General features: G+C 61.4%; 15 protein-coding genes and 2 tRNA genes. 6 read left to right on the top strand and 11 right to left on the bottom strand.

Annotation, left to right across the window (positions count from 1 at the left end):
• The first annotated feature begins 77 nt into the window (after window positions 1-77).
• Both ACYVHT_RS10745 and ACYVHT_RS10740 read left to right on the top strand, forming a co-directional pair.
• Window positions 78-3,176, top strand: coding sequence for an efflux RND transporter permease subunit (locus tag ACYVHT_RS10745; RefSeq protein WP_460551037.1), 3,099 nt, complete (start codon window positions 78-80; stop codon window positions 3,174-3,176).
• A gap of 162 nt (window positions 3,177-3,338) precedes the next feature.
• Window positions 3,339-4,730 (top strand): TolC family protein, encoded by a 1,392-nt coding sequence (locus tag ACYVHT_RS10740; protein WP_460551034.1) that lies wholly within the window; start codon window positions 3,339-3,341, stop codon window positions 4,728-4,730.
• A 183-nt stretch (window positions 4,731-4,913) separates the two neighbouring features.
• Here ACYVHT_RS10740 and ACYVHT_RS10735 read toward each other — a convergent pair whose 3' ends face one another.
• Complete coding sequence (locus ACYVHT_RS10735) at window positions 4,914-5,807, bottom strand: T9SS type A sorting domain-containing protein (protein WP_460551031.1); 894 nt, start codon at window positions 5,805-5,807, stop codon at window positions 4,914-4,916.
• A gap of 251 nt (window positions 5,808-6,058) precedes the next feature.
• On the opposite strand from ACYVHT_RS10735, the gene ACYVHT_RS10730 reads away from it, so the two are divergent.
• Entirely contained in the window at window positions 6,059-6,463 is a 405-nt protein-coding gene (locus ACYVHT_RS10730; RefSeq protein ID WP_460551028.1) for a hypothetical protein, read from the top strand.
• A gap of 15 nt (window positions 6,464-6,478) precedes the next feature.
• Here the strand turns inward: ACYVHT_RS10730 and ACYVHT_RS10725 are convergent, their stop codons facing one another.
• Entirely contained in the window at window positions 6,479-7,744 is a 1,266-nt protein-coding gene (locus ACYVHT_RS10725; protein WP_460551025.1) for a zinc dependent phospholipase C family protein, read from the bottom strand.
• Between the two features lie 270 nt (window positions 7,745-8,014).
• Between ACYVHT_RS10725 and ACYVHT_RS10720 the strand changes: the two genes are divergently transcribed.
• A complete protein-coding gene (locus tag ACYVHT_RS10720) occupies window positions 8,015-9,247 on the top strand; it encodes an NADP-dependent isocitrate dehydrogenase (RefSeq protein ID WP_460551022.1) in 1,233 nt (410 codons plus the stop codon).
• A gap of 376 nt (window positions 9,248-9,623) precedes the next feature.
• On the opposite strand, the gene ACYVHT_RS10715 is transcribed toward ACYVHT_RS10720, so the two are convergent.
• From ACYVHT_RS10715 to ACYVHT_RS10705, 3 genes are all read right to left on the bottom strand, one after another.
• Window positions 9,624-10,532 carry a helix-turn-helix domain-containing protein gene (locus ACYVHT_RS10715; RefSeq protein WP_460551019.1) on the bottom strand — a complete coding sequence of 303 codons (909 nt, stop codon included), beginning with the start codon at window positions 10,530-10,532 and terminating at the stop codon, window positions 9,624-9,626.
• Window positions 10,529-11,461: an NADP-dependent oxidoreductase gene (locus ACYVHT_RS10710; RefSeq protein WP_460551016.1), complete on the bottom strand. Its 933-nt coding sequence runs from the start codon at window positions 11,459-11,461 to the stop codon at window positions 10,529-10,531. The genes ACYVHT_RS10715 and ACYVHT_RS10710 overlap by 4 nt, the downstream gene beginning before the upstream one ends.
• A gap of 168 nt (window positions 11,462-11,629) precedes the next feature.
• Window positions 11,630-12,001, bottom strand: coding sequence for a winged helix-turn-helix transcriptional regulator (locus tag ACYVHT_RS10705; protein WP_460551013.1), 372 nt, complete (start codon window positions 11,999-12,001; stop codon window positions 11,630-11,632).
• Window positions 12,002-12,211: 210 nt separating this feature from the next.
• Here ACYVHT_RS10705 and ACYVHT_RS10700 point away from each other — a divergent pair, with 210 nt between their 5' ends.
• Window positions 12,212-12,808, top strand: coding sequence for an FMN-dependent NADH-azoreductase (locus ACYVHT_RS10700; RefSeq protein ID WP_460551010.1), 597 nt, complete (start codon window positions 12,212-12,214; stop codon window positions 12,806-12,808).
• Window positions 12,809-13,059: 251 nt separating this feature from the next.
• Window positions 13,060-16,851: a M36 family metallopeptidase gene (locus ACYVHT_RS10695; RefSeq protein WP_460551007.1), complete on the top strand. Its 3,792-nt coding sequence runs from the start codon at window positions 13,060-13,062 to the stop codon at window positions 16,849-16,851.
• Between the two features lie 90 nt (window positions 16,852-16,941).
• Here the strand turns inward: ACYVHT_RS10695 and ACYVHT_RS10690 are convergent.
• The 6 genes from ACYVHT_RS10690 to mltG form a co-directional block, all read right to left on the bottom strand.
• Window positions 16,942-17,026, bottom strand: a tRNA-Ser gene (locus ACYVHT_RS10690).
• 76 nt (window positions 17,027-17,102) lie between these two features.
• A tRNA-Ser gene (locus tag ACYVHT_RS10685) sits at window positions 17,103-17,189 on the bottom strand.
• 105 nt (window positions 17,190-17,294) lie between these two features.
• Window positions 17,295-18,272, bottom strand: a complete 978-nt coding sequence (locus ACYVHT_RS10680; RefSeq protein WP_460551004.1) for a YihY/virulence factor BrkB family protein — start codon at window positions 18,270-18,272, stop codon at window positions 17,295-17,297.
• 84 nt (window positions 18,273-18,356) lie between these two features.
• Window positions 18,357-18,848 carry an acyl-CoA thioesterase gene (locus tag ACYVHT_RS10675; protein ID WP_460551001.1) on the bottom strand — a complete coding sequence of 164 codons (492 nt, stop codon included), beginning with the start codon at window positions 18,846-18,848 and terminating at the stop codon, window positions 18,357-18,359.
• 41 nt (window positions 18,849-18,889) lie between these two features.
• Window positions 18,890-19,114 carry a four helix bundle protein gene (locus ACYVHT_RS10670; protein WP_460551072.1) on the bottom strand — a complete coding sequence of 75 codons (225 nt, stop codon included), beginning with the start codon at window positions 19,112-19,114 and terminating at the stop codon, window positions 18,890-18,892.
• A gap of 170 nt (window positions 19,115-19,284) precedes the next feature.
• Complete coding sequence (gene mltG, locus ACYVHT_RS10665) at window positions 19,285-20,373, bottom strand: endolytic transglycosylase MltG (protein WP_460550998.1); 1,089 nt, start codon at window positions 20,371-20,373, stop codon at window positions 19,285-19,287.
• Window positions 20,374-20,415 lie beyond the last annotated feature (42 nt).

The following is a 20,415-nucleotide window of genomic DNA, read 5'->3' as shown; positions in this document are numbered from 1 at the left end:
ACGCGTTTGGCGGTCGTAATTACCAACGGTTGCAACGATAGAACGTGCCCTGGCGCGTTCCCACAAATCATCATACTATGAGCCTTTCCTCCGTCAGCATCAACCGGCCGGTGCTCGCCATCGTGATGAGCGTGCTCATCGTGATTTTTGGGGCCATCGGGTTCCGCTCGCTCGCCATCCGCGAGTACCCGAGCGTGGACCCGCCCATTATCACGGTGCAGACGAGCTACACCGGCGCGTCGGCCGATGTCATTCAGAGCCAGATAACGGAGCCGCTCGAAGAAGGCATCAACGGCATCGCCGGCATCCGCAACCTGTCGAGCACCAGCCGCGACGGCGCGTCGACCATTACGGTGGAGTTTGACCTCGACGTGGACCTCGAAGCCGCCGCCAACGACGTGCGCGACAAGGTATCGAGCGCGCAGGGCAAGCTCCCGCGCGACGTGGACCCGCCCACCGTGAGCAAGGCCAACGCCGACTCTTCCCCCATCATTCTGAGCTACTTAAGCAGCTCCTCGCGCACCCTGCTGGAGCTGACCGACTACGCCAACAACGTGCTCAAGGAGCGCCTGCAGACCATTCCGGGCGTGAGCGAAATCCGGGTGTGGGGCGAGCGCAAATACTCCATGCGCCTCTGGCTCGACCCCGTGAAAATGTCGGCCCTCGGCATCTCGCCGGTGGACGTGCAGCAGGCCCTGGCCCGCGAAAACGTGGAGCTGCCCAGCGGCGCGGTGCAGGGCCAGAGCACGCAGCTGTCGCTGCGCACCATGGGCCGCCTCTCGTCGGTAGCCGATTTCAACAACCTGATTATCCGCAACGACCCGACCTCGCTGGTGCGCCTGACGGACGTGGGCTACGCCGAACTGTACCCCGAAAACGACCAGACCATCCTGCGCCGAAACGGCATTCCGATGGTGGGCCTGATGGCCATTCCGCAGCCCGGCGCCAACCAGATTGCCATCACCGACGAGTTTAACAAGCGGATGAAGCAGTACCAGAACGACTTGCCCAAAGATTTGAAAGTCAGCACTGGTTTCGATAACTCGGTCTTCATCCGGGCTTCGATTGCGGAGGTGGAAGACACTATTATCGAAGCTTTCGTGCTGGTGGTGGTCGTGATTTTCCTATTCCTGCGCGACTGGCGCTCCACCATCATTCCGGTGGTGGCCATCCCGGTTTCGCTCATCGGCATCTTCTTCGTGATGGACCTGATGGGCTTTTCCATCAACGTGCTCACGCTGCTGGCCATTGTACTGGCCATCAGCCTGGTAGTGGATGATGCCATTGTGGTACTGGAGAATATCTACAGCCGAATCGAGGAAGGAGAAACCCCGCTGGAGGCGTCGAAGAAGGGCTCGGAGGAAATTCTGATGGCCGTTATTTCCACGACCATCGTGCTGGCGGCGGTGTTTCTGCCGGTGGTGTTCCTGTCGGGCATCACGGGCAAGCTGTTCCGCGAGTTCGGCATTGTGCTGGCGGGCTCGGTGCTGATTTCGGCCTTCGTGTCGCTCACCCTCACGCCCATGATGTGCTCGCGGCTGCTGAAAAAAGAGGAAAGCCACAACTGGCTCTACCGCAAGACCGAGCCCTTCTTCCAGGCCCTCACCAACGGCTACCGCGATGCCCTCGTCACCTTCCTCGGCCGCCGCTGGCTGGCCTGGGGCCTGGTGGCGCTGACGGGCGTGGGCATCTGGTTTTTTATGAAGACGCTGCCCTCCGAGCTGGCCCCGGTGGAAGACCGCAACCGCATCAGCATCAACGCCACTGCCCCGGAAGGCGCCTCGTTCGAATACATGGACGGCTACGTGAACCAGCTCACCAAAGCCCTGACCGACAGCTCGCGCCAGGATGCCGACAACATCCTGACCGTGACCTCGCCGGGCGGCGGCAGCAGCGGCGGCGCGGCCAACTCGGCCATTATGCGGGTGCTGCTCAAAGACCCTGAAAACCGGCCGCACACCCAGCAGCAGCTGGCCGACATCCTCACCACCACGGTAAAGAAATACACCGGCGCCCGCGTATCGGTTGCTCAGGACCAAAGCATTAGCTCCGGTGGCAAGGGCGGCAGCCTGCCCGTGGGCTTCGTGGTGCAAAGCCAAGATTTTGAGAAGCTGACGGCCGCCGTGCCCAGGTTTCTGGAAGCCGCGCAGGCCGACAAAACCTTCGCTTTCGTGGACGTGAACCTGAAGTTCAACAAGCCCGAGCTGCGCGTGGTCATCGACCGTGAAAAGGCCCAGACCCTGGGCGTGAGCGTGCAGGACATCAGCCAGACCCTGCAGGCCGGCCTCAGCGGGCAGCGCTACGGCTACTTCATTCGAAACGGCAAGCAGTACCAGATTATCGGCCAGGTGGCCCGCGAAAACCGCAACCAGCCGCTCGACGTGCGGACGCTCAACGTGAAAAACCGCAGCGGCAAGCTCGTGCAGCTCGACAACGTGATTCGCCTCGAAGAGAAGAGCACGCCGCCGCAGCTCTACCGCTTCAACCGCTACAACGCGGCCACGTTCTCGGCATCGCTGGCCAAGGGCAAGACGCTGGGCGAAGGCATTGCGGCCATGCAGGCCATTGCCGACAAGCAGCTGGACGATTCGTTCTCCACGGCCCTCACCGGCCAGTCGCGCGACTTTGCTGAAAGCTCTTCTTCGGTGCTGTTCGCCTTCGGCCTCGCGCTGGTGCTCATCTACCTCATTCTGGCCGCGCAGTTCGAGAGCTTCCGCGACCCCGGCATCATCATGATTACGGTGCCGCTGGCCCTTTCCGGGGCGCTGTTCAGCCTCTGGTATTTCAACCAGACCATGAACCTGTTCTCGCAAATCGGCATCATCATGCTGGTGGGCCTCGTCACGAAAAACGGCATCCTCATCGTGGAATTTGCCAACCAGAGCGTGGAAAAAGGGGCCGACTACATGACCGGCCTGATTGAGGGCGCGGCCGCCCGCTTCCGCCCCATTCTGATGACGAGCCTGTGCGCCGTGCTGGGCATTCTGCCCATTGCCTTGGCGCAGGGCGCGGGTGCGCTGGGCCGCCGGGCCATGGGCATTGGCGTGGTGGGCGGGCTGCTGTTTGCCACGGCGCTCACGCTGTTTGTGGTGCCGGTGATGTACTCGTATTTCGCCACGGCCAAGAAGCACCCGGCCAAAAAAGCAATGGCCGTGCCGGAAGCGGTGACGGCCTGATAACCGATGCTGGCGCGCGTCTGTGACGCGTGCCGGCTGGCTTTGAGCCTCCGGCTCGCCGCGCGGGCAACCTCCTGCTGCCCCGTTCAACGACCGAGTCGGAGACTCGAAACCAGTAGGCACGCGTCACAGACGCGCGCCAGCTTTGTCCTATTTCCATCTATGAAATTCCCCGCCCTCCTTTTTCTTTCCATTCTCTCCGTCGCCAGCTTCGGCCAGCAGATACCCGTGGCGCGGCCCCAGCAGCTGGCGCGGCCGGCCACGGTAGCCCCGGCCCCGGGGCTGTCGCTGCAGCAGGCCATTGCCGAGGCCTTGCAGCACAACTACGGCATCCTGCTTTCGCGGAAAGATGAGCAGATTGCCGAAAACAACGTGACGCGCGGCAACGCCGGGCAGCTGCCCAACCTCAACGCCAACCTGACGCGGACCTTCAACAACAACAACATCACCTCGCGGGTGGGCGACAACGACCCGCGCGTGATAAACGGCGGCACTTCCAACCTGCTGAATGCCAACGTGACGCTGGGCTGGACGTTGTTCGACGGCCTGGGCATGTTTATTGCCTACGACCGGCTGAAAACCCTGCGCCAGCAGCAGCAGCAAGTTACCCGCGCCACGGTGGAGGAAACCGTGGAAACCGTGACCAACGCCTACTACGACGTGGTGCGCCAGGCCGGCAAAATCACCTCGCTGGAAGAAGCCCTGAAAATCGGCCAGGCCCGCATCGACCTCACCCAGGCCCAGGTGGACGTGGGCGTGAGCGCCAAAGTAGAAGTGCTGACCGCCCGCGTGGACTACAACGCCGACCGCAGCCTGTTTCTACAACAGCAGCAGGCGCTGGCGGCGGCCAAAATCACGCTCAACAACCTGCTGGGCCGCACGCCGCGCCTCGATTTCGAGCCCAGCGACAGCCTGACCGTCACGCGCGACCTGAACGAGGAAACCATCACGGCGGGCATTAAGGCCAACAACCCGCGCCTGGCCCAGGCCCGGCTAGGGCTGGATGTGGCGGAGTACGACCGCCGCCTCATCCATGCCTCGCGCTTTCCGCAAATCGGCCTCGTGACGGGCTACGGCACCAACCGCAACATCAACAACGCGCAGTTTATCACGCTGCCCACCGGCCCGGTGCTCAGCACCAGCACCAATACCACCACGGGCCTGAACTACGGCATCACGGCCACGATGCCCATTTTCAACGGCTTCAACATTCGTCGGCTGGAGCAAAACGCCCGCGTGGCGGAAGAGCAAAGCAAGCTCACCCTGGCCCAGACCGACCTGCAGCTCGATGCCAACGCGGCCACGGCTTTCGCCCAGTACCAGAATTTTCTTCAGCTGCTCGAGCTCGAGGAAACCAACATTCAGCTGGCCCGTCAGAACGTGGACATTGCCCTGGAGCGCTACCGCCTGGGCCTGCTTACGCCCCTGGCCCTGCGCGAAGCCCAGCGCAACCAGCTCGATGCCGAAACCCGCCTGCTCGACATTCGCTACTCGGCCAAGCAGGCCGAAATTGCGCTCCGCAGACTGAGCGGCGGCCTGGTGCAGGCGCCGTAATGCTCATTTCGGAGAGGCAAGACATCGCAAGCCATCCTCCTGCCGCGAGCATCGTGGAGCGCTGGCAAAGCCCTGACAAAAAGCCCCGGCTCTGAATTGAGTCGGGGCTTTTCATGGCTCAGGGCGAGTCACCGCCGGGAGGACGGATTTGCGTCGTCGTGCCTCCCCGCAATAACCGGCAGCCTACTCTTTCACAAACCGCTTGGTCTGCGAATTGCCTTTGGTGGTAATCTTATAGAAGTACGTGCCGGCGGGCAGGTCGCTCAGGTTCAGCGGCTGCGTGTGCTGGCCTTTTTCGGCGTTGGGCTCGGTCAGCAGCGTGCGCAGCTTGTTGCCGTCCTTGTCCAGCAAATCGACGGTGAGGGGACCAGCCTTTTTCACCTCATAGTCGAGCTGGCTGGTGGCGGCAGCCGGGTTGGGGTAAAAGGTCGTGCTGCCCAGGCCGTTGCGTTCGTCAGAACCAGCAGCGGGTGCGTTGGGATTCAGCAGCAGGAACATAGCCGGCTTAAAAAGTCGGCGCAGGCCGTCGCGCCCGTGCATCCGCCCCTGCAGGCTCGCCAGTTTCTGCTGCTGCTCGGGGGTGGCGTTTTTGGCCACGATGGCTTTGATATCGGTAGCCCATTTTTCCTTCTGGGGCTGCACTTCCTGGGTGAGCTGCGCGATGGCGGCATCGTATTTCTGCGCCATCTGCGCCACATTCAGCATAATGCTGCGGGCCTGGAAGCGCAGCTCATGCGCCTGCTTTTGCTGCGCTTCGGTGAGCGTGGGGCGGGTGGTGGGCCGCTCGCCACTGGGGTTGATGCTGTGGCGCAGGGCTTTCCCCTGTGCCTTCAGGGCTTGCAGCTGGGTGCGGTAGGTAGCCAGCTGGGCCTGGTCGGCAGCCGAGAGCTGCGGTTCCAGCTTCTGGCGCTGCTGCCGCAGCACGGGCAGCACGTTGGCCTCCACGTAGCTCCGGACCTCACGGCCCATGGGGCGGTGGTTGCCGCGGTGCCCGCCGCCCCGGGCCATGCCCACAATGCTGGTGGCCAGCACAGCCAGTAGCAACAGCGCTAATGCAGTGATTCTGTTTGACTTCATAATGGTGAGGTATTGCGTAATGGCTTTCTTTCCTCATAGACGCGAAGCCGGGCGGCGGGTTTAAGCCCTGACTTTCCACAAAAGCACCATAGCGTTTTTTTTCTGTTCAACAGATTTTTACGGTACAGTTAAAACCTAGCATGTTAATACTTTATAGAAACACCATGCTGCTGCAAAAACCACAGCCCACCCAAAACGACGATTCCTTATTGGGATAATCCTAACCAACGGTTAGCTTTACTACCATGAGTGTGCCCACATCCCTGCATTTTAGCTTTTGCGCTGAAACAGGCGTATTCTTCGTTCGTTGGCTCAGCAATACCCAGCTGCCGACGCTTCAGCACGAGTACGAGGCCATTCTGGCGGCCGAGCCCGCGCACCGCACCGACCGCTGGCTGCTGGACGTGCGCCAGCGCCCCACCCCCGACATTGAGGCCGCCAACTGGGTTGCCTACAACTGGCTGCCGCGCGCGGCCAACCTGTGGGCTCCCGGCCGGCTGTGCGTCGCCTACCTCATCTCGCCCCAGCGCGCCGAAGCCCTCGTCACCGACCCCGGACTTCAGGAGAGCCTGCACGATGCCATGGCCCCCAACCGCCTCTACACCATGGCCTTGTTCAGCGAAGAGGAGGCCGCCATTCGTTGGCTTAAGGCGTAGCAGCCCCGGTGGGCACTACATTTTCAGTGCCCGCAACTGGGCCAGGGCTTCCTGGGTTTCGCGCTGCTTGTCGCCTTCCTTTTCTTCTTCGGAAGCCGGCGTTTTGGGGGCTGAGCCAAAGAAGCTGAGAATGTTCTGCCGCATTACCTGGTCGGCTTTCTCAAACTTTTTATCGGCCAGCTTGCGCACCCATTCGCCGTAGGTTTCGTCGGCCAGGCCATACTCGCCGGCGCGGGTGGTGTGGCCGGTATCGAAGTCGGAGTTGACCAGCGTGATGGGCACGGCGGCCGTATCGGCGGGCTGGCGGCTGATGTTGGCGCAGTAGCTGGCCATCACCTGCTGGAAGCTGGCCCGGAATACTTTCTGGGCCTCGGGCGTGGGCAGCCGGAAAGCAAACGGCTTGAGCGGGCCAATCTTGGGCAGCACCCGGATGAAGTACGAAATGATGCGCGCCCCAAAGCCCGGCTCCTTATACTCGGTGCCGTATTCTTTGCGAAACTCCTTGGGGTTGTTGCGCTTCATGTAGTCGCGCCGCCGGGCGCCGGGGCTCATTTTCAGAATATCCTTGCGCTTGTAGTGCCAGGCGGCCCGGGCGGCGGTCGGAATCAGCTGGCTCACGGCAAAGCGGAAGGTGGCAATGCTCAGGTCCACGTTGGCAATCACCTGGCCCAGCTCCAGGCCGTAGGTTTTCAGGAAAGCCCGCTCCAGCGGGGCTTTGCTCACCTGGAAGCCGATTTTCTGGTGGTAGTCCTGGCTGTGGTACTTGCCGCTGGCCAGCTGCACCACGTCAAACGAAAACTCGAGCTGGCCGTGCTGCACCTTGCCCTGCTCGTAAGTCACCACGTCGCCGTACTGGGCTTTCAGCTTGGGATACACCATGGGCACGGCGCGGTTGGTGCCCTCGGAGTGGCCCTTGAGGTCGGCCGAGTAGTGGGCCAGCGCGCCCAGGGCGAAGGCGTAGTCGTTGCGGTCCACGGCTTCGGCCAGCAGGTTGTGCACGAAATCGCCGGAGCGCACGTAGTGCGTGAGGTTCGTAAACAGCACCGAGCCAAAAGGATAGTAGCCCATGTCCTGAATAATGGCCCCGCCGTAGGCGTAGGCCTTGGCATCAATGAGCTGCTCGGGCGTGGTGGTGGGGTAGCGCTTCATGATGGCCGGCACCAGGCAGCGCTCCCAGGTCGAGTCGATGTTGGCCTCGTGCGTGAGGACGGCATAGCCGGCCGCCGGACGGGCTGCCGCTGCCAGCAAAAGCGCCAGCAAAAGAGAATAGAAGCGAAGCATAAAGAAAGCGGGGGATAAGCAGAACGTTGGCGGAGCTGCAACGGCAAAGAAGGCCGCCGCGTTGTCGGCTGCTGGCTGGAGCCATTGCTCCGGCCAGCAGCGGGCTCTACCCAGTGCGTAACCAGCCGCTGGCCGAGCGGTTTTTTCTGCCGGCGCGGCCCTGCCAGGCGGCAAGGGCTGGGCTACCCCGCTTTCCTCCCGTAATATTGCTGCCGAACTGGAGAACCCAGCCTATTTACTGCCAACACAAACGATAAACCCGCAGCAGCAATGACCAAAATCAAAGTAGCCAACCCCGTAGTGGAGCTCGATGGCGACGAAATGACGCGCATCATCTGGAAATTCATCAAAGACAAGCTGATTACCCCTTACCTCGACCTCGACATCAAATATTACGACCTGGGCATCGAGTACCGCGACGAAACCAACGACCAGGTGACCATCGACTCGGCCAACGCCATCAAGCAGTACGGCGTGGGCATCAAGTGCGCCACCATCACCCCCGACGAGGAGCGCGTGAAGGAGTTCGGCCTGAAGCAGATGTGGAAGTCGCCCAACGGCACCATTCGCAACATCCTGGACGGCACCGTGTTCCGCGAGCCCATCGTAATGAGCAACGTGCCCCGCCTGGTGCCGAACTGGACGGCCCCCATCTGCATCGGCCGCCACGCCTTCGGCGACCAGTACCGCGCCACCGACTTCGTGACCAAAGGCAAGGGCAAGCTCACCATCACTTTCACGCCCGAGGACGGCGGCGAGGTGCAGTCGTTCGAGGTATTCAATTTCAAAAACGACGGCGTGGCCCTGGCCATGTACAACACCGACGAAAGCATCCGCGGCTTCGCCCACGCCTGCTTCAACCAGGCCCTGATGAAGGGCTGGCCGCTGTACCTGAGCACCAAAAACACCATCCTGAAGAAGTACGATGGCCGCTTCAAGGACATCTTCCAGGAGATTTACGAAGCCGATTACCTCGCCAAGTTCAAGGCAGCCGGCATCACCTACGAGCATCGCCTGATTGACGACATGGTGGCCTCGGCCCTCAAGTGGAACGGCAACTTCGTGTGGGCCTGCAAAAACTACGACGGCGACGTGCAGAGCGACACCGTGGCCCAAGGCTTCGGCTCGCTCGGCCTCATGACCAGCACGCTGGTGACGCCCGACGGCACCGTGATGGAGGCCGAAGCCGCCCACGGCACCGTGACGCGCCACTACCGCGACCACCAGGCCGGCAAGCCCACCAGCACCAATCCCATTGCCAGCATCTTCGCCTGGACGCGCGGCCTGGAATTCCGCGGCAAGCTCGACGGCAACCAGGAGCTCATCGACTTCTGCCACACGCTAGAGCAAGTGTGCATCGAAACCGTGGAAAGCGGCAAGATGACCAAGGATTTGGCCGTCTGCATCCACGGCAACAAGGTGGAGCACGGCCGCGACTACCTCTACACCGAGGAATTCCTCGAAGCGCTGGATGAGAACCTGAAAGCCAAGCTGGCTAAGTAAGCGTCCCCCACTCCTTGCCTAAAAAAGGCCCCGCCGGAACCGGCGGGGCCTTTTTTTGTCTCGGCAGAATCTGCCATCAACGGGCAAAAGCGCGTGAAATCCCCGCGTTGCTTTTGCCCGGTTCCGGGCCTTCCCAGCGTATTCGTTCGGCAACGCAAGCAGGCTCTACCGGTGGCTTTTGTGACCAGGCCGGGGCCTTTCGGGCCGGGGCCGTGCCCCCGGCAGCACGCCTGCCTTCTGCCGCCTCCGCGCGCCGGCGCAGGCCGTTGAGCATGCCGCGGCGGACTGAGGCCCCCGTAACAAATGCTGCGTTTTATTCCGCCCCGGTTTTGGGCAGCTTATTGCAGCAATATCCCGATTTCCCGCCCCGGCTTTGTCAATTAAAAGATGTCCTGAATTCTACCGGCGAGAGCTTGGTTTTGGTCTTGAACAATTTGCTGAATGACTGCAGATGCTCAAACCCCAGCTCATAGGCAATTTCACTGACGGTCAGGTTGGTAGCCGACAATTTTTCCTTGGCTTTGGCTATCAGCTTGTCGTGAATATGCTGCTGGGTATTTTGCCCGGTCAATACGCGCAACAAGCCGCTTAAATACTTGGGCGAAAGGTGCAGCTGTTCGGCTACGTACCGAACAGTGGGCAAGCCTCTTTCGGCCAAATCAGGGCTGTTGAAATACTCGTGAAGCAGAAATTCCAGCCGGCTAAGTACCTGATGATTCGCCTTTTCCCGGGTAATAAACTGACGATGATAAAATCGGTCGGCATAATTCAGCAGGCTTTCTACTTGAGAGATAATAATCTGCTTGCTAAACCGGTCGATAGTGGCGCTGCATTCCTGCTGAATAGCCTGAATAATATTGGTGATGGTTATTTCTTCCTTGGCCGAAAGAAATAAGGATTCGCTGAGCGAATAATCCCAGAAATCGTACTGATTAATTGTCTTGGCCAACGGCGTATTCCAGATAAAGTCGGGATGAATGTATATCACCCACCCCGACTTTTCTATTTCCTCGTCTTTGTCGGCCACCGCAATGCTAAACACCTGATTGGGCGCCATAAACGACAGAATGCCTTCGTTGAAATCAAAGGAATGCTGCCCATACGTTGCTTTGAAATTGCGCATTCGCTTCACCGAAATAGCGTAAAAATCCATTGTCAGACTGGTGGGTTCCTCGTCTTTGAGGTGCACGACGCTGCCAACATCTATCACACTGATAAGCGGATGCTGCGGCTTGGGCAATTTCCGGTAGTCGTGAAATTCGCTTATCGTTTTGAAGTGCCTCATGCCGGCGTGTCTGCTGTTTTTATTTCCAATACGAGCTTGCCCCGCACGTGCCAGGTTTCGCTTTCGCGGTGGGCTTCGGCCACCTGCTCCAGCGGAAATACTTTGCTGATGAAAACCCGCACGCGGCCCTCGTCAATCAGTTGGGCAATTTCGGTTAGCCATTCCTGCTTCAGCTGCACTGCTGCCAGCTCGCCTGTGGCCTGCTTCCGGGCCAGGGCGGCCTGCACCTCCTCGTCGAACGGCCAGTCCAGATTGGCGCTGACGAGTATTCCGCCCTCTTTCAGTACGGCCACCAGCTTCAGCCGCTCCGCATTGTCGCGCAGGGGCGAAGCGTCAAACACCACGTCCACGTCGCGCACCAGCGTTTCCAGCTGCTGGCGCTGGTAGTCAATCACTTCGTCGGCCCCCAATTGCTTCAGATAGGCCTGGTTGCCGGCCGAAGCGGTGCCAATGACATACGCCCCCTTGGCTTTGGCAAACTGCACCGCAAAGCCGCCCACGCCGCCCGAAGCGCCTTGAATAAGAATGCGTTGGCCGGGCTGCAGCTTGCCGTGCGCGAAGATGCCCGTCCAGGCGGTGAGGCCGGCCAGCGGCACGCCCGCCGCTTCGTTGAAGCCGAGGCGCTGCGGCTTGGGGGCAAACTGGCTGGCTTTGGCCACGCAGTATTCGGCGTAGCTGCCATCGCCGGGGAAATTTGGCACCCCGTACACGGCATCGCCTTTTTGCAGGGTGGTGACCGCGCTCCCGGTTTCGGCCACTATGCCGGCCGCGTCCCACCCCAGGGTCATGGGCAGTTTCAACAGCGGCCGCAGAAAGTCGTTGCCGCCCTGCCGGATTCCCCAGTCTGCCGGGTTTACGCCACTGGCATACACGGCCACTAAAATCTCATCGGGCGCCGGCACCGGCCGCGCCACGTCTTCTATCTGCATGACCTCCGGGCCGCCAAATGCGTGAATTCTTACTGCTTTCATCAGACGTTTTTTACTTGTGGTTGATGATACAAAGGTCACGGCGGCCGACGCGGCAGATTTAATCAGAATGCCCTTTGTTTCAGTCAAAACGCCTGCTTGCACGGGTCCGGCGGGCATCCGGCGCCGTTACTGCCCCGGCACCGGCGCGGCTTTGCCCGCATCCAGGCGCTGCTGGTGCTGCAGGCCCCAGGCTTTCAGCACCTCAATTACGGGGTCGAGCGAGCGGGCATAGGGCAGAACGTGGTAGTCTACTACCACGGGCGGGCCGGGGTGCACCGTGCGCGCAATGAACTGGTGCGCTTCCAAATCCTTCAGCTCCTTGGCCAGCACCTTGGTAGAGATGCCGGGCACGCTGCGCTCCAGCCCGCGAAAATGCCGGGTGCCCGCGTTCAGGGCCACAATAATGGGCAGCTTCCACTTGCTGTTGACGACCAGAAAGGAGTTGCGCAGGGCCTGCATGGTCGCGGCGCAGGCGGGGAGTTTATCGGGGTCAGTCATGCTGAAACACAGGAAATAAAGGGGCCAAAACACCTGGTTACCTGCTGGTAATCAGGCAACCGCTCAGTAATCTGAAGTTGGCAGCAATGACCAACAAACGGCTATCTGATTGCTTGAGGTAATCAGCATACCAAACAGCGTACGCGGCCGCAGGGTTGGCGCGGCCGGTGCGAAGGGTTCGCCTTTTATCACCCCATTTCCCATTTTATCATGCAGATTCTGCAAATCATTTCCAGCGCCCGCGGGGCCGAGTCGTTCAGCACCAAGCTCAGCCAGGGCATCATCGACAAGCTGCTGGCGGCGCACCCGGGCAGCACCGTGGTGGTGCGCGACCTGGCCAGGCACCCGTTTCCCCACCTCGAAGAAGCCCACCTGCAGGCCTACTTCACGCCGGCCGAGGGCCGCACGCCGGAGCAGCAGGCGGCCGTGCGGCACTCCGACGAGGCCATTGCCGAAGTCATGGCAGCAGATGTGCTCGTCATCGGGTCGCCGTTCTACAATTTCACCATTGCGTCCTCGCTGAAGGCCTGGCTCGACCACCTCACGCGGGGGGGCATCACGTTCCGCTACACCCCCACCGGCCCTGAAGGGCTGATTACGGGCAAAAAAGTGTACGTCGCCATGGCCAGCGGCGGCATCTACTCCGAAGGGCCGATGCAGCCTTACGACTTTGCCGCGCCTTACCTGCGCTGGATGCTCGGTTTCCTGGGCATGAGCGACGTTGCCGTGGCCCGGGCCGAAGGAATAAAGCTGCCGGAATTCCAGGCCACCGCCCTGCAAAAAGGCCTTGACAGCGTAACCGTATAGGTCCGACAGGCCGCGCCCGCGCAGCTACCTGCTACGATTAGTCCCGGCCGTTGCTTCCTTGCTCGGGAGCGATTGCCGGGACTTTTTTCCTGGGGCCGCCTTGGCCTTTTTGGTGTTCGGCCCGTGCCGCAGGGCAATTGGCCAGGCTGATTCCCTGAGCCTTACCTCATGATAAATTCATTTTATTATCCTGAAAATCAAATATAAATTTGTAATTGTGCTGATTGGTTTGCCGCCTGACTTTTCCTGCTATGAAAACTGTTTACTTGGGGTTGCTGCTGGCTGCGTTGCTGCTGCCGGCCGCCGGGCAGCCGGCCCGGGCCCAGTCTGAACCTACCCGCCTGGCCGCTGAGCTGGCCTGGCAAACCCGTCAGCAGTGGGCCAGCCCCGACGTGGCCGCTCCCGACCTGCGCATTTCCAGCGCCCATACCGAGCCCTCGGGGTTGCTCTATGCCTATCCGCAGCAGCTGCACGGGGGCATTCCGGTTTATAATCGGGTGGTTACGCTGGTTTTCAAGAATGGCCGGCTGGTGCATCATGCGGGCAGCTTTGTGCCGGCCAAGGCTTTTGCGGGCCTGTCGGCAACGCCGGGCGTGCCCGCGGCCACGGCTGTTGCCAGGGCGGTAGCTACGCTGCCCGGCCGCCCCGGCATTGCCCTCGCCCCGCTGGAAAGCCCCGACGGCCCCGACCAGCAACAGCGCTTTGCGCCCGCCGGGGTGGCGCGCCGCCCCCTGGTGGTGCGCCTGGTGTGGGCCATCGACAAAAACCAGCAGCTCCACCTGGCCTGGAACGTGAACGTGGACGTGCGGGCGTCGGCCGACTGGCTCAATATTCGGGTAGATGCCAGCACCGGCCAACTGCTGGACCAGGACAACTGGACGGTGCAGGAAAATGCGAAGGCTCCGGCGGCCGTGCCCGTGCTGCGCCCAATGGCAAGCGCCGGCCCGGTACGCATACTACGCCGGCCGAACGCGGCCAAGCGCCTCGCCACGGTGACGCCGGCCAGCTACGTGGTGGTGCCCTTCCCAGGCGAGCGGCCCGACGTGACCACGCCCACCACCGACACCAACCCCTGGCTGCGGGCCGGCGCCGGCAACGCCGCCGCTACTCACGGCTGGCATTTCGATGGCGCCACCAACTACACCGACACCCGTGGCAACAACGTGTGGGCCTACGACGACAGCCTGAAGCTGAACGCGCCCGGCCGCGTTGCCACTTCCACGGGCACGACCAGCAACCTGATTTTCAACTACGTGCCCGACTTCACCAAAGCACCCACGCTGGGCAAAAACCGGCGGGCGGCCACGGTGAACCTGTTTTACTGGAACAACCTGATGCACGACGTGCTGTATCAGTACGGCTTTACGGAAGCGGCCGGCAACTTCCAGACCGACAACATTGGCCGGGGCGGCGCCGGCAACGACTACGTGAAGGCCGAAGCCCAGGACGGCAGCGGAGCCAACAATGCCAACTTCAACACCCCGCCCGATGGCACCAGCGGCCGCATGCAGATGTACTTATGGAACATCAGCCCCAGCAACAGCCTGGTGGTGACGGCCCCGGCGGCCATTGCGGGCACCTATGCCATAGCCGAAGGGGCCATGAGCACCCAAAACCAGCTGGTGAACAGAGGACCGATTTCCGGCACCCTGGCCTACTACAACGACTTCGGCGCAGGCACGCACCTCGCCTGCTCGTCGCCGGCCAACTCGCTCACCGGCAAAATTGCGCTGCTCTACCGGGGCTCAAGCTGCGGCTTTGCTTCCAAGGTAAAATCGGCCCAGAACGCCGGAGCCATTGCGGTGGTAGTGGTGAACAACGTGGCGGGCGCCCCCATCACGATGGGAGGCACCGACAACACCATTACCATTCCGGCCGTGATGGTGTCGCAGGCCGATGGGGCCGCGCTGGCCGGGCAGCTCGATGCTGGCGCAACCGTGCAGCTCACGCTCCAGATACCGCAGCGGCTGGACGGGGATTTCGACAACGGCGTGGTATCGCACGAGTACGGCCACGGCATCAGCAACCGCCTCACCGGGGGCGGCTCCAACACGAGCTGCCTCTACAATGCCGAGCAGGCGGGCGAGGGCTGGAGCGACTATTTCGCCCTGCTGATGACTACCGACTGGACCACGACCCCGCTTACCGATGGCCCGCGCGCCCGGCCCATGGGCACCTACGCCGTCAACCAGGCGGCTACGGGGGCCGGCATCCGCCGCTACCCGTACAGCACCAACATGAGCGTGAACCCGCTCACCTATGCCGACATGGCGGCCAGCACGGAAGTCCACAACATTGGCGAAATCTGGTGCGCCACGCTCTGGGACATGACCTGGAGCATCATTCAGCTGCAGGGCCGCATCGAGCCCAACCTCTACAACAGCGCCAGCACCGGCGGCAACGCCGTAGCCCTGCAGCTGGTGATGCAGGGCCTCAAGCTGCAGCCCTGCCAGCCCGGCTTTCTGGACAGCCGCGATGCCATTCTGGCCGCCGATTCGCTGCTGTATAACGGGCGCTACCACTGTGCTATCTGGGGCGCTTTTGCCCGGCGCGGCATGGGAGCCAGCGCCCGCGAGGGAGCCTCCACCAGCGCCACCGACCAGACGGCCGCCTACGACCTGCCCGGCGTAAGCCTGCGCAAAAACACCGCTCCTGCGACGGGCAACCAGTTCACCATCACCCTCTCGACCACCTGCGAGTGCCAGCCCCCGGCCCCGGTTTCCATCACCGACCAGCTGCCCACGGGCCTGCAGTACCTCGGCAGCACCGGCGGCACGCTGAGCGGCAGCACCGTCACCTTCGCCAACCTGAGCTTTGCCCAGGGCCAGCAGCGCGCCTTTCAGATTACGGCCCAGACGGCGACCGGCGCGGGCTGCGCCATCGCCACGCCCGTAAACGACGACCGCGACGCCAATACCGTGGGCGGCTTCACGCCGGCCGTGGTGACCAGCGGCGGCAATGCCTGGGCCGCCACCACGGCCCGCGCCCACAGCGGCACCACGGCCTGGGCCACGGGCGACCCCTCCGCTACCTCCGATGTGACCCTGACCTCGGCGGCGTTCACGCCAACGGGGTTCTCGGTGCTGTCCTTCTATCATTTTTTCAGCACCGAATCCATATACGACGGCGGCATGGTAGCTATTTCGGTGAATAACGGGGCCTGGCAGGATGCGGCCCCCTACTTCCTGCTGAACGGCTACAACTCGGCATTCGCCACGGGCACTGCCTCGGCCGGCCGGCCCTGCTTTTCCGGCATTTCGTCCACCCTGAGCGGCCCGGCGGCCTTCCAGAATTCGGTTATCAACCTGAGCTCGTTCAGCGGGCAGTCCGTTCGGGTGCGCTTCCAGTTCCAGTCCGACGTAGCCAACGACTTCGGCATTCTGCCCGGCTGGTTCGTCGATGATATTCAGGTTCGGAACGGCTGCGGCGGCTTGCAGCAGGTACAGCTGCGCAACAGCGCCAATACGGTCACGGACAGCTACGCGCAGGCCCTTTTCCTCACCGCGCCGCCCGCGCTGCCGGTTGAGCTCACCGCCTTCACAGCCGTTGCCGAGGGCTCCAGCGCCGTGCGCCTGGCCTGGGCCACGGCTTCGGAAAAGAACAGCGCCCGCTTCGAGGTAGAGCGCAGCGCCGACGGCCGCGCCTTTGAGCAAATCGGCAGCGTGGCGGCCGCCGGCAGCAGCTCCGCGCCCCTCGCCTATGCCTTGCTCGATGCCAGGCTGCCCGCCGGGACTGCCCTGCTTTACTACCGCCTCCACCAGGTGGACCGCGACCAAACCAGCAGCTATTCGCCCATCCGGACCGTGCCGGTGGCAGGCAAGGCCCCACTGGCCCTCTTCCCGAATCCGGCCACGGGCATTGCCACGCTTACGGGCAACCAACCCGGCACCCAAGTGCGGGTTTACGATGCGCTGGGCCGGCAAGTGGCTACCGCCACGGCCGATGCCAGTGGTACCGCCACCCTGCTGCTCCCGCCCGGGCTGGCCGGTGGCGTGTACGTGGTCAGGGCCGGTACTATGGCGCTGCGCCTCGGCGTGCAATAGCATGGACGGCTATTCGGCTGCTGTCTTCTAACGTGTTTCCGGAAAATAAAAAAAGCCCGATTCCAAGCTGGAATCGGGCTTTTTTTCTTGCAGAGAAGGAGGGATTCGAACCCCCGGAGGTTTAACCCTCAACGGTTTTCAAGACCGCCGCAATCGACCACTCTGCCACTTCTCTGGGTCGGTTACTCTGGTGCGCTGGAGTTATTCATCAATAAAAAAGGCTTTTTCCAGCGCAGAAAAAGCCTTTTTTGTAGAGAAGGGGGGATTCGAACCCCCGATACCGTTGCCGGTATAACGGTTTTCGAAACCGTCGCATTCGACCACTCTGCCACCTCTCTATTCAGGCCCCCGAGTGATTGGGGAGTGCAAAAGTAAGAACGAAAGGCAAACGATGCAGCCCCAAACGCACTTTTTTTTTTCGCGTGGCTTATTTTTTTTATGCCCTAGCGCCCCTTGGCGGCCAGCTGCTCGCGCATCATCTGCCGGCGGCGGCCGGTGATGGCATCCATGCTCACGTTCACTTCGAAGCCGATAATCAACGTCATACACACAAACTCGAGCCAGACCATGAAGCCCACCAGCGCCCCAATGGAGCCGTAGAAATGGTTGTAGGAATCGAAAATGCGGACGTAGAGCGTGAATAAAAAAGACACCAGAAAAATGAGCAGCGTGGCCACCACGGCACCGGCCGACACCAGCGGCCACTTGTCGTGCACCGGCGGCACGAAGTAATAGATGACGCAGGTGGTGCTCAGAAACAGCCCCACCAGCGAGCCGTAGCGAATGAGCGTGAGCACCAAATCGGTGAACCGCTCGGGCACAATTTCATAGAATACCAGCCCGTCGATGAGGTAGGTTCCGAAGAAGATGCCGGCAATGGCCAGCACCAGAATCAGGGAAAGCACAAAGGTTAGTCCGGTAGCAATGAGGCGCTTGCGCAGGTAGCTGCGGTGCTTAAACCACGGATATTTCTTCTCAAAGGCATCGAGCAGGGCCATGATGCCATTGGAGCTGAGCACCAGCGCCGTGCCAAAACCAAAGGAGAGCAGGCCGCCGTGCGGGATGTTCACAATGTCCTCGATGGTGGAGGCCGTGGCCGCGTACAGCTCACGGGGCATAAAATCGGCCAGAAACTGGAGGATGTCCACGTTCAGGTTCGGTACGGGGATGTACGGAATGAGCGTGAACAGGAAAATAATGGTCGGAAAAAGTGCCACCGTGAGGTTGAAGGCCATGTAGGCCGCCCGCTTTTCCAGGCTATCCAGCCGCAGCTCGTGCAGGATGCGGTCGAGCACGTCGTAGAGCGAGGCGTGGCCACCGGGCAGTCGCAGCCGCTTCAGGCCCACAATCACCTTCCGATAGGTGCGCTGCTGGCGCACATCGGGGAAGCGGGCACGGCTGATGGCGGCGGGGGCTTTCACGGAAATTTCGACTGTTGCGGGTTACGTTTTGAGTGAATCGGCCGAGGTAAAAAGTCAACCCTCAACAGTCAAAACGCAACGCGGTTACTTTCTGAACGCTGCCGGAGCGGGCGCATCGGGCGGAATGGCGGCGGGCTTGGGCAGCACGGGGCTGTCCAAATCGGCTTCACTAAAATACGGCAGCAGCTGCTGCTGGATGCTTTCGGGAATGGGGACAGGCCGTCCGGTGGTGGTTTTCACAAACACCATCAGGGTGTGGCCTTCGGTGAGCAGCTCGTTGGCCTCGTTGTAAATTTCGTATTCGAACAGCACCCGCGTGCCTTCGGGCGGCTGGCGCAGCAGGAGCCGCACCGTCAGCAGGTCATCGTAGCGCGCCGGGCGGCGGAAGCGGGTGCGCAGCTCCCCTACCGGCATGCCCACGCCATCGGCCTCCAGCTCTTTGTAGCTGATGCCCAGCTTGCGAAAAGCTTCGGTGCGGGCTACTTCGAAATATGCCGCGTAGTTGCCATGATAGACGTAGCCCATCTGGTCGGTTTCGGCGTAGCGCACGCGGATTTGGATGTCGGAAGTGTACAAGAAGGGCTGAGTTTTGAGGGGTGAATGTTGGGTTTTGAGCGCTAATTCAGATTGGCTTGCGCTGTTTTTACGATGGCAGTCAGAATGTTGATGAGCTGATTAATTTCATTCAACGCAGCACTCAAATCAATCTGGGTCAGCCCTCCTTGCGAGAGGAGCATCAACCAGTATTTCGTTTCGCGCGCTTCTTTCGACGCAACTGACATTTTAGCCGCGAAGTCGCGCCTGGATATGGCAGCAGTAGCTTCCGCAACGTTTGCCCCAATGCTGGTACCGCTTCAGAGCAACTATTTCGACAGTACATACTCGCATTCCGCGCTCGGTAGTTTGTACAGTTCTACAATCTACAAGGCAAATGTGAAGCTTCGCTCAGCAATTGGATTTTCAACTTTCATCTAAACCAAACACTCAACATTTAACCCTCAAAACTCAACCTTTATTTAATTCCCGCCCGGTTCAACGCGGCCTGGTAGCGCCTGGCGTTCATGATGTGCTCGGCCTCGGTGACGGCGTAGGCGTGGTAGCCGCTGAAATCGTCCTTGGCGCAGAAGTAGAGGTAGTTGTTTTGCTCGGGTTTCAGCACGGCATCGATGCTGGCGATGCTGGGCAGGTTGATGGGGCCGGGCGGCAGGCCGGCGTACATATAGGTGTTGTAGGGCGAGTCTTTGGCGAGGTGTACGTTGAGCACGCGCTTGATGGTAAAATCGTGGTTGGCGTAAACAACGGTGGGGTCGGCCTGGAGCTTCATGCCGCGCCTGAGGCGGTTGAGGTAAACGGCGGCGATGCGCGGGCGCTCGTCGGGGTGCTGCTGCTGCTCGGCCTCCACAATGCTGGCCAGGGTGCTGACCTGGGCACGGGTGAGGTGGAGCTTTTCGCGCTCGGCATCGCGCTCAGGCGTCCAGAACTGCTCGTAGGCCGTTTTCATGCGCTGCATCAGGCGCTTGGCCGAGGTGTTCCAATACAGCTCGTAGGTATTGGGAATGAACATGGTAAGCACCGTGGTGGTGTCGAAGCCCAGGCTGCGGGTGTAGGCGGGGTCGCGCAGCAGCGAATCGAGCTGCGCGGCCGGCACATCGACCTGGCTGGCCAGCTTGGCCACCAACTCGTTGCGCAGGCGCACCGTGTTGAAGGTGAGGCGCACCGGCGACTGGGCCCCGCTTTTGAGCACGTTGATAAGCTGGCGGTTGGTGAAGCCGTCCTTCAGCGCGTAGTTGCCGGGCTTCACGGCGCCGGGCTTGTCGTACTTCATCAGGCGGGCCACGAAGTGCAGCGAGAGCTTGTCGACCACGACCCCGGTTTTGTCGATGGCATCGAGGGCGGTTTTCCAGGTAGCGCCGCGCGGGATGACCACATAGGCGGGCTTGCCCTTGGTTTCGATGTTGGAGGTGAAGAAAATCTGGTAGAAATAATAGGAGAAGCACACCAGCGCGAGGGTGATAACGACGCTGACGGTGGCCCAGCGCCGACGGCGCTTCAGGGCTTGGTTGCGGTATTCGATGGCCGACTTGCGGGCGGGTTCAGACATGGCGAGGGAGCGGGAATCGGGGGAGCGGGGCCAAAAGTACGA

The sequence above is a fragment of the Hymenobacter daeguensis genome (assembly GCF_054780555.1).
The sequence above is the reverse complement of the archived record's forward strand: the minus strand, read 5'-3'. Positions and strand labels throughout refer to the sequence as shown.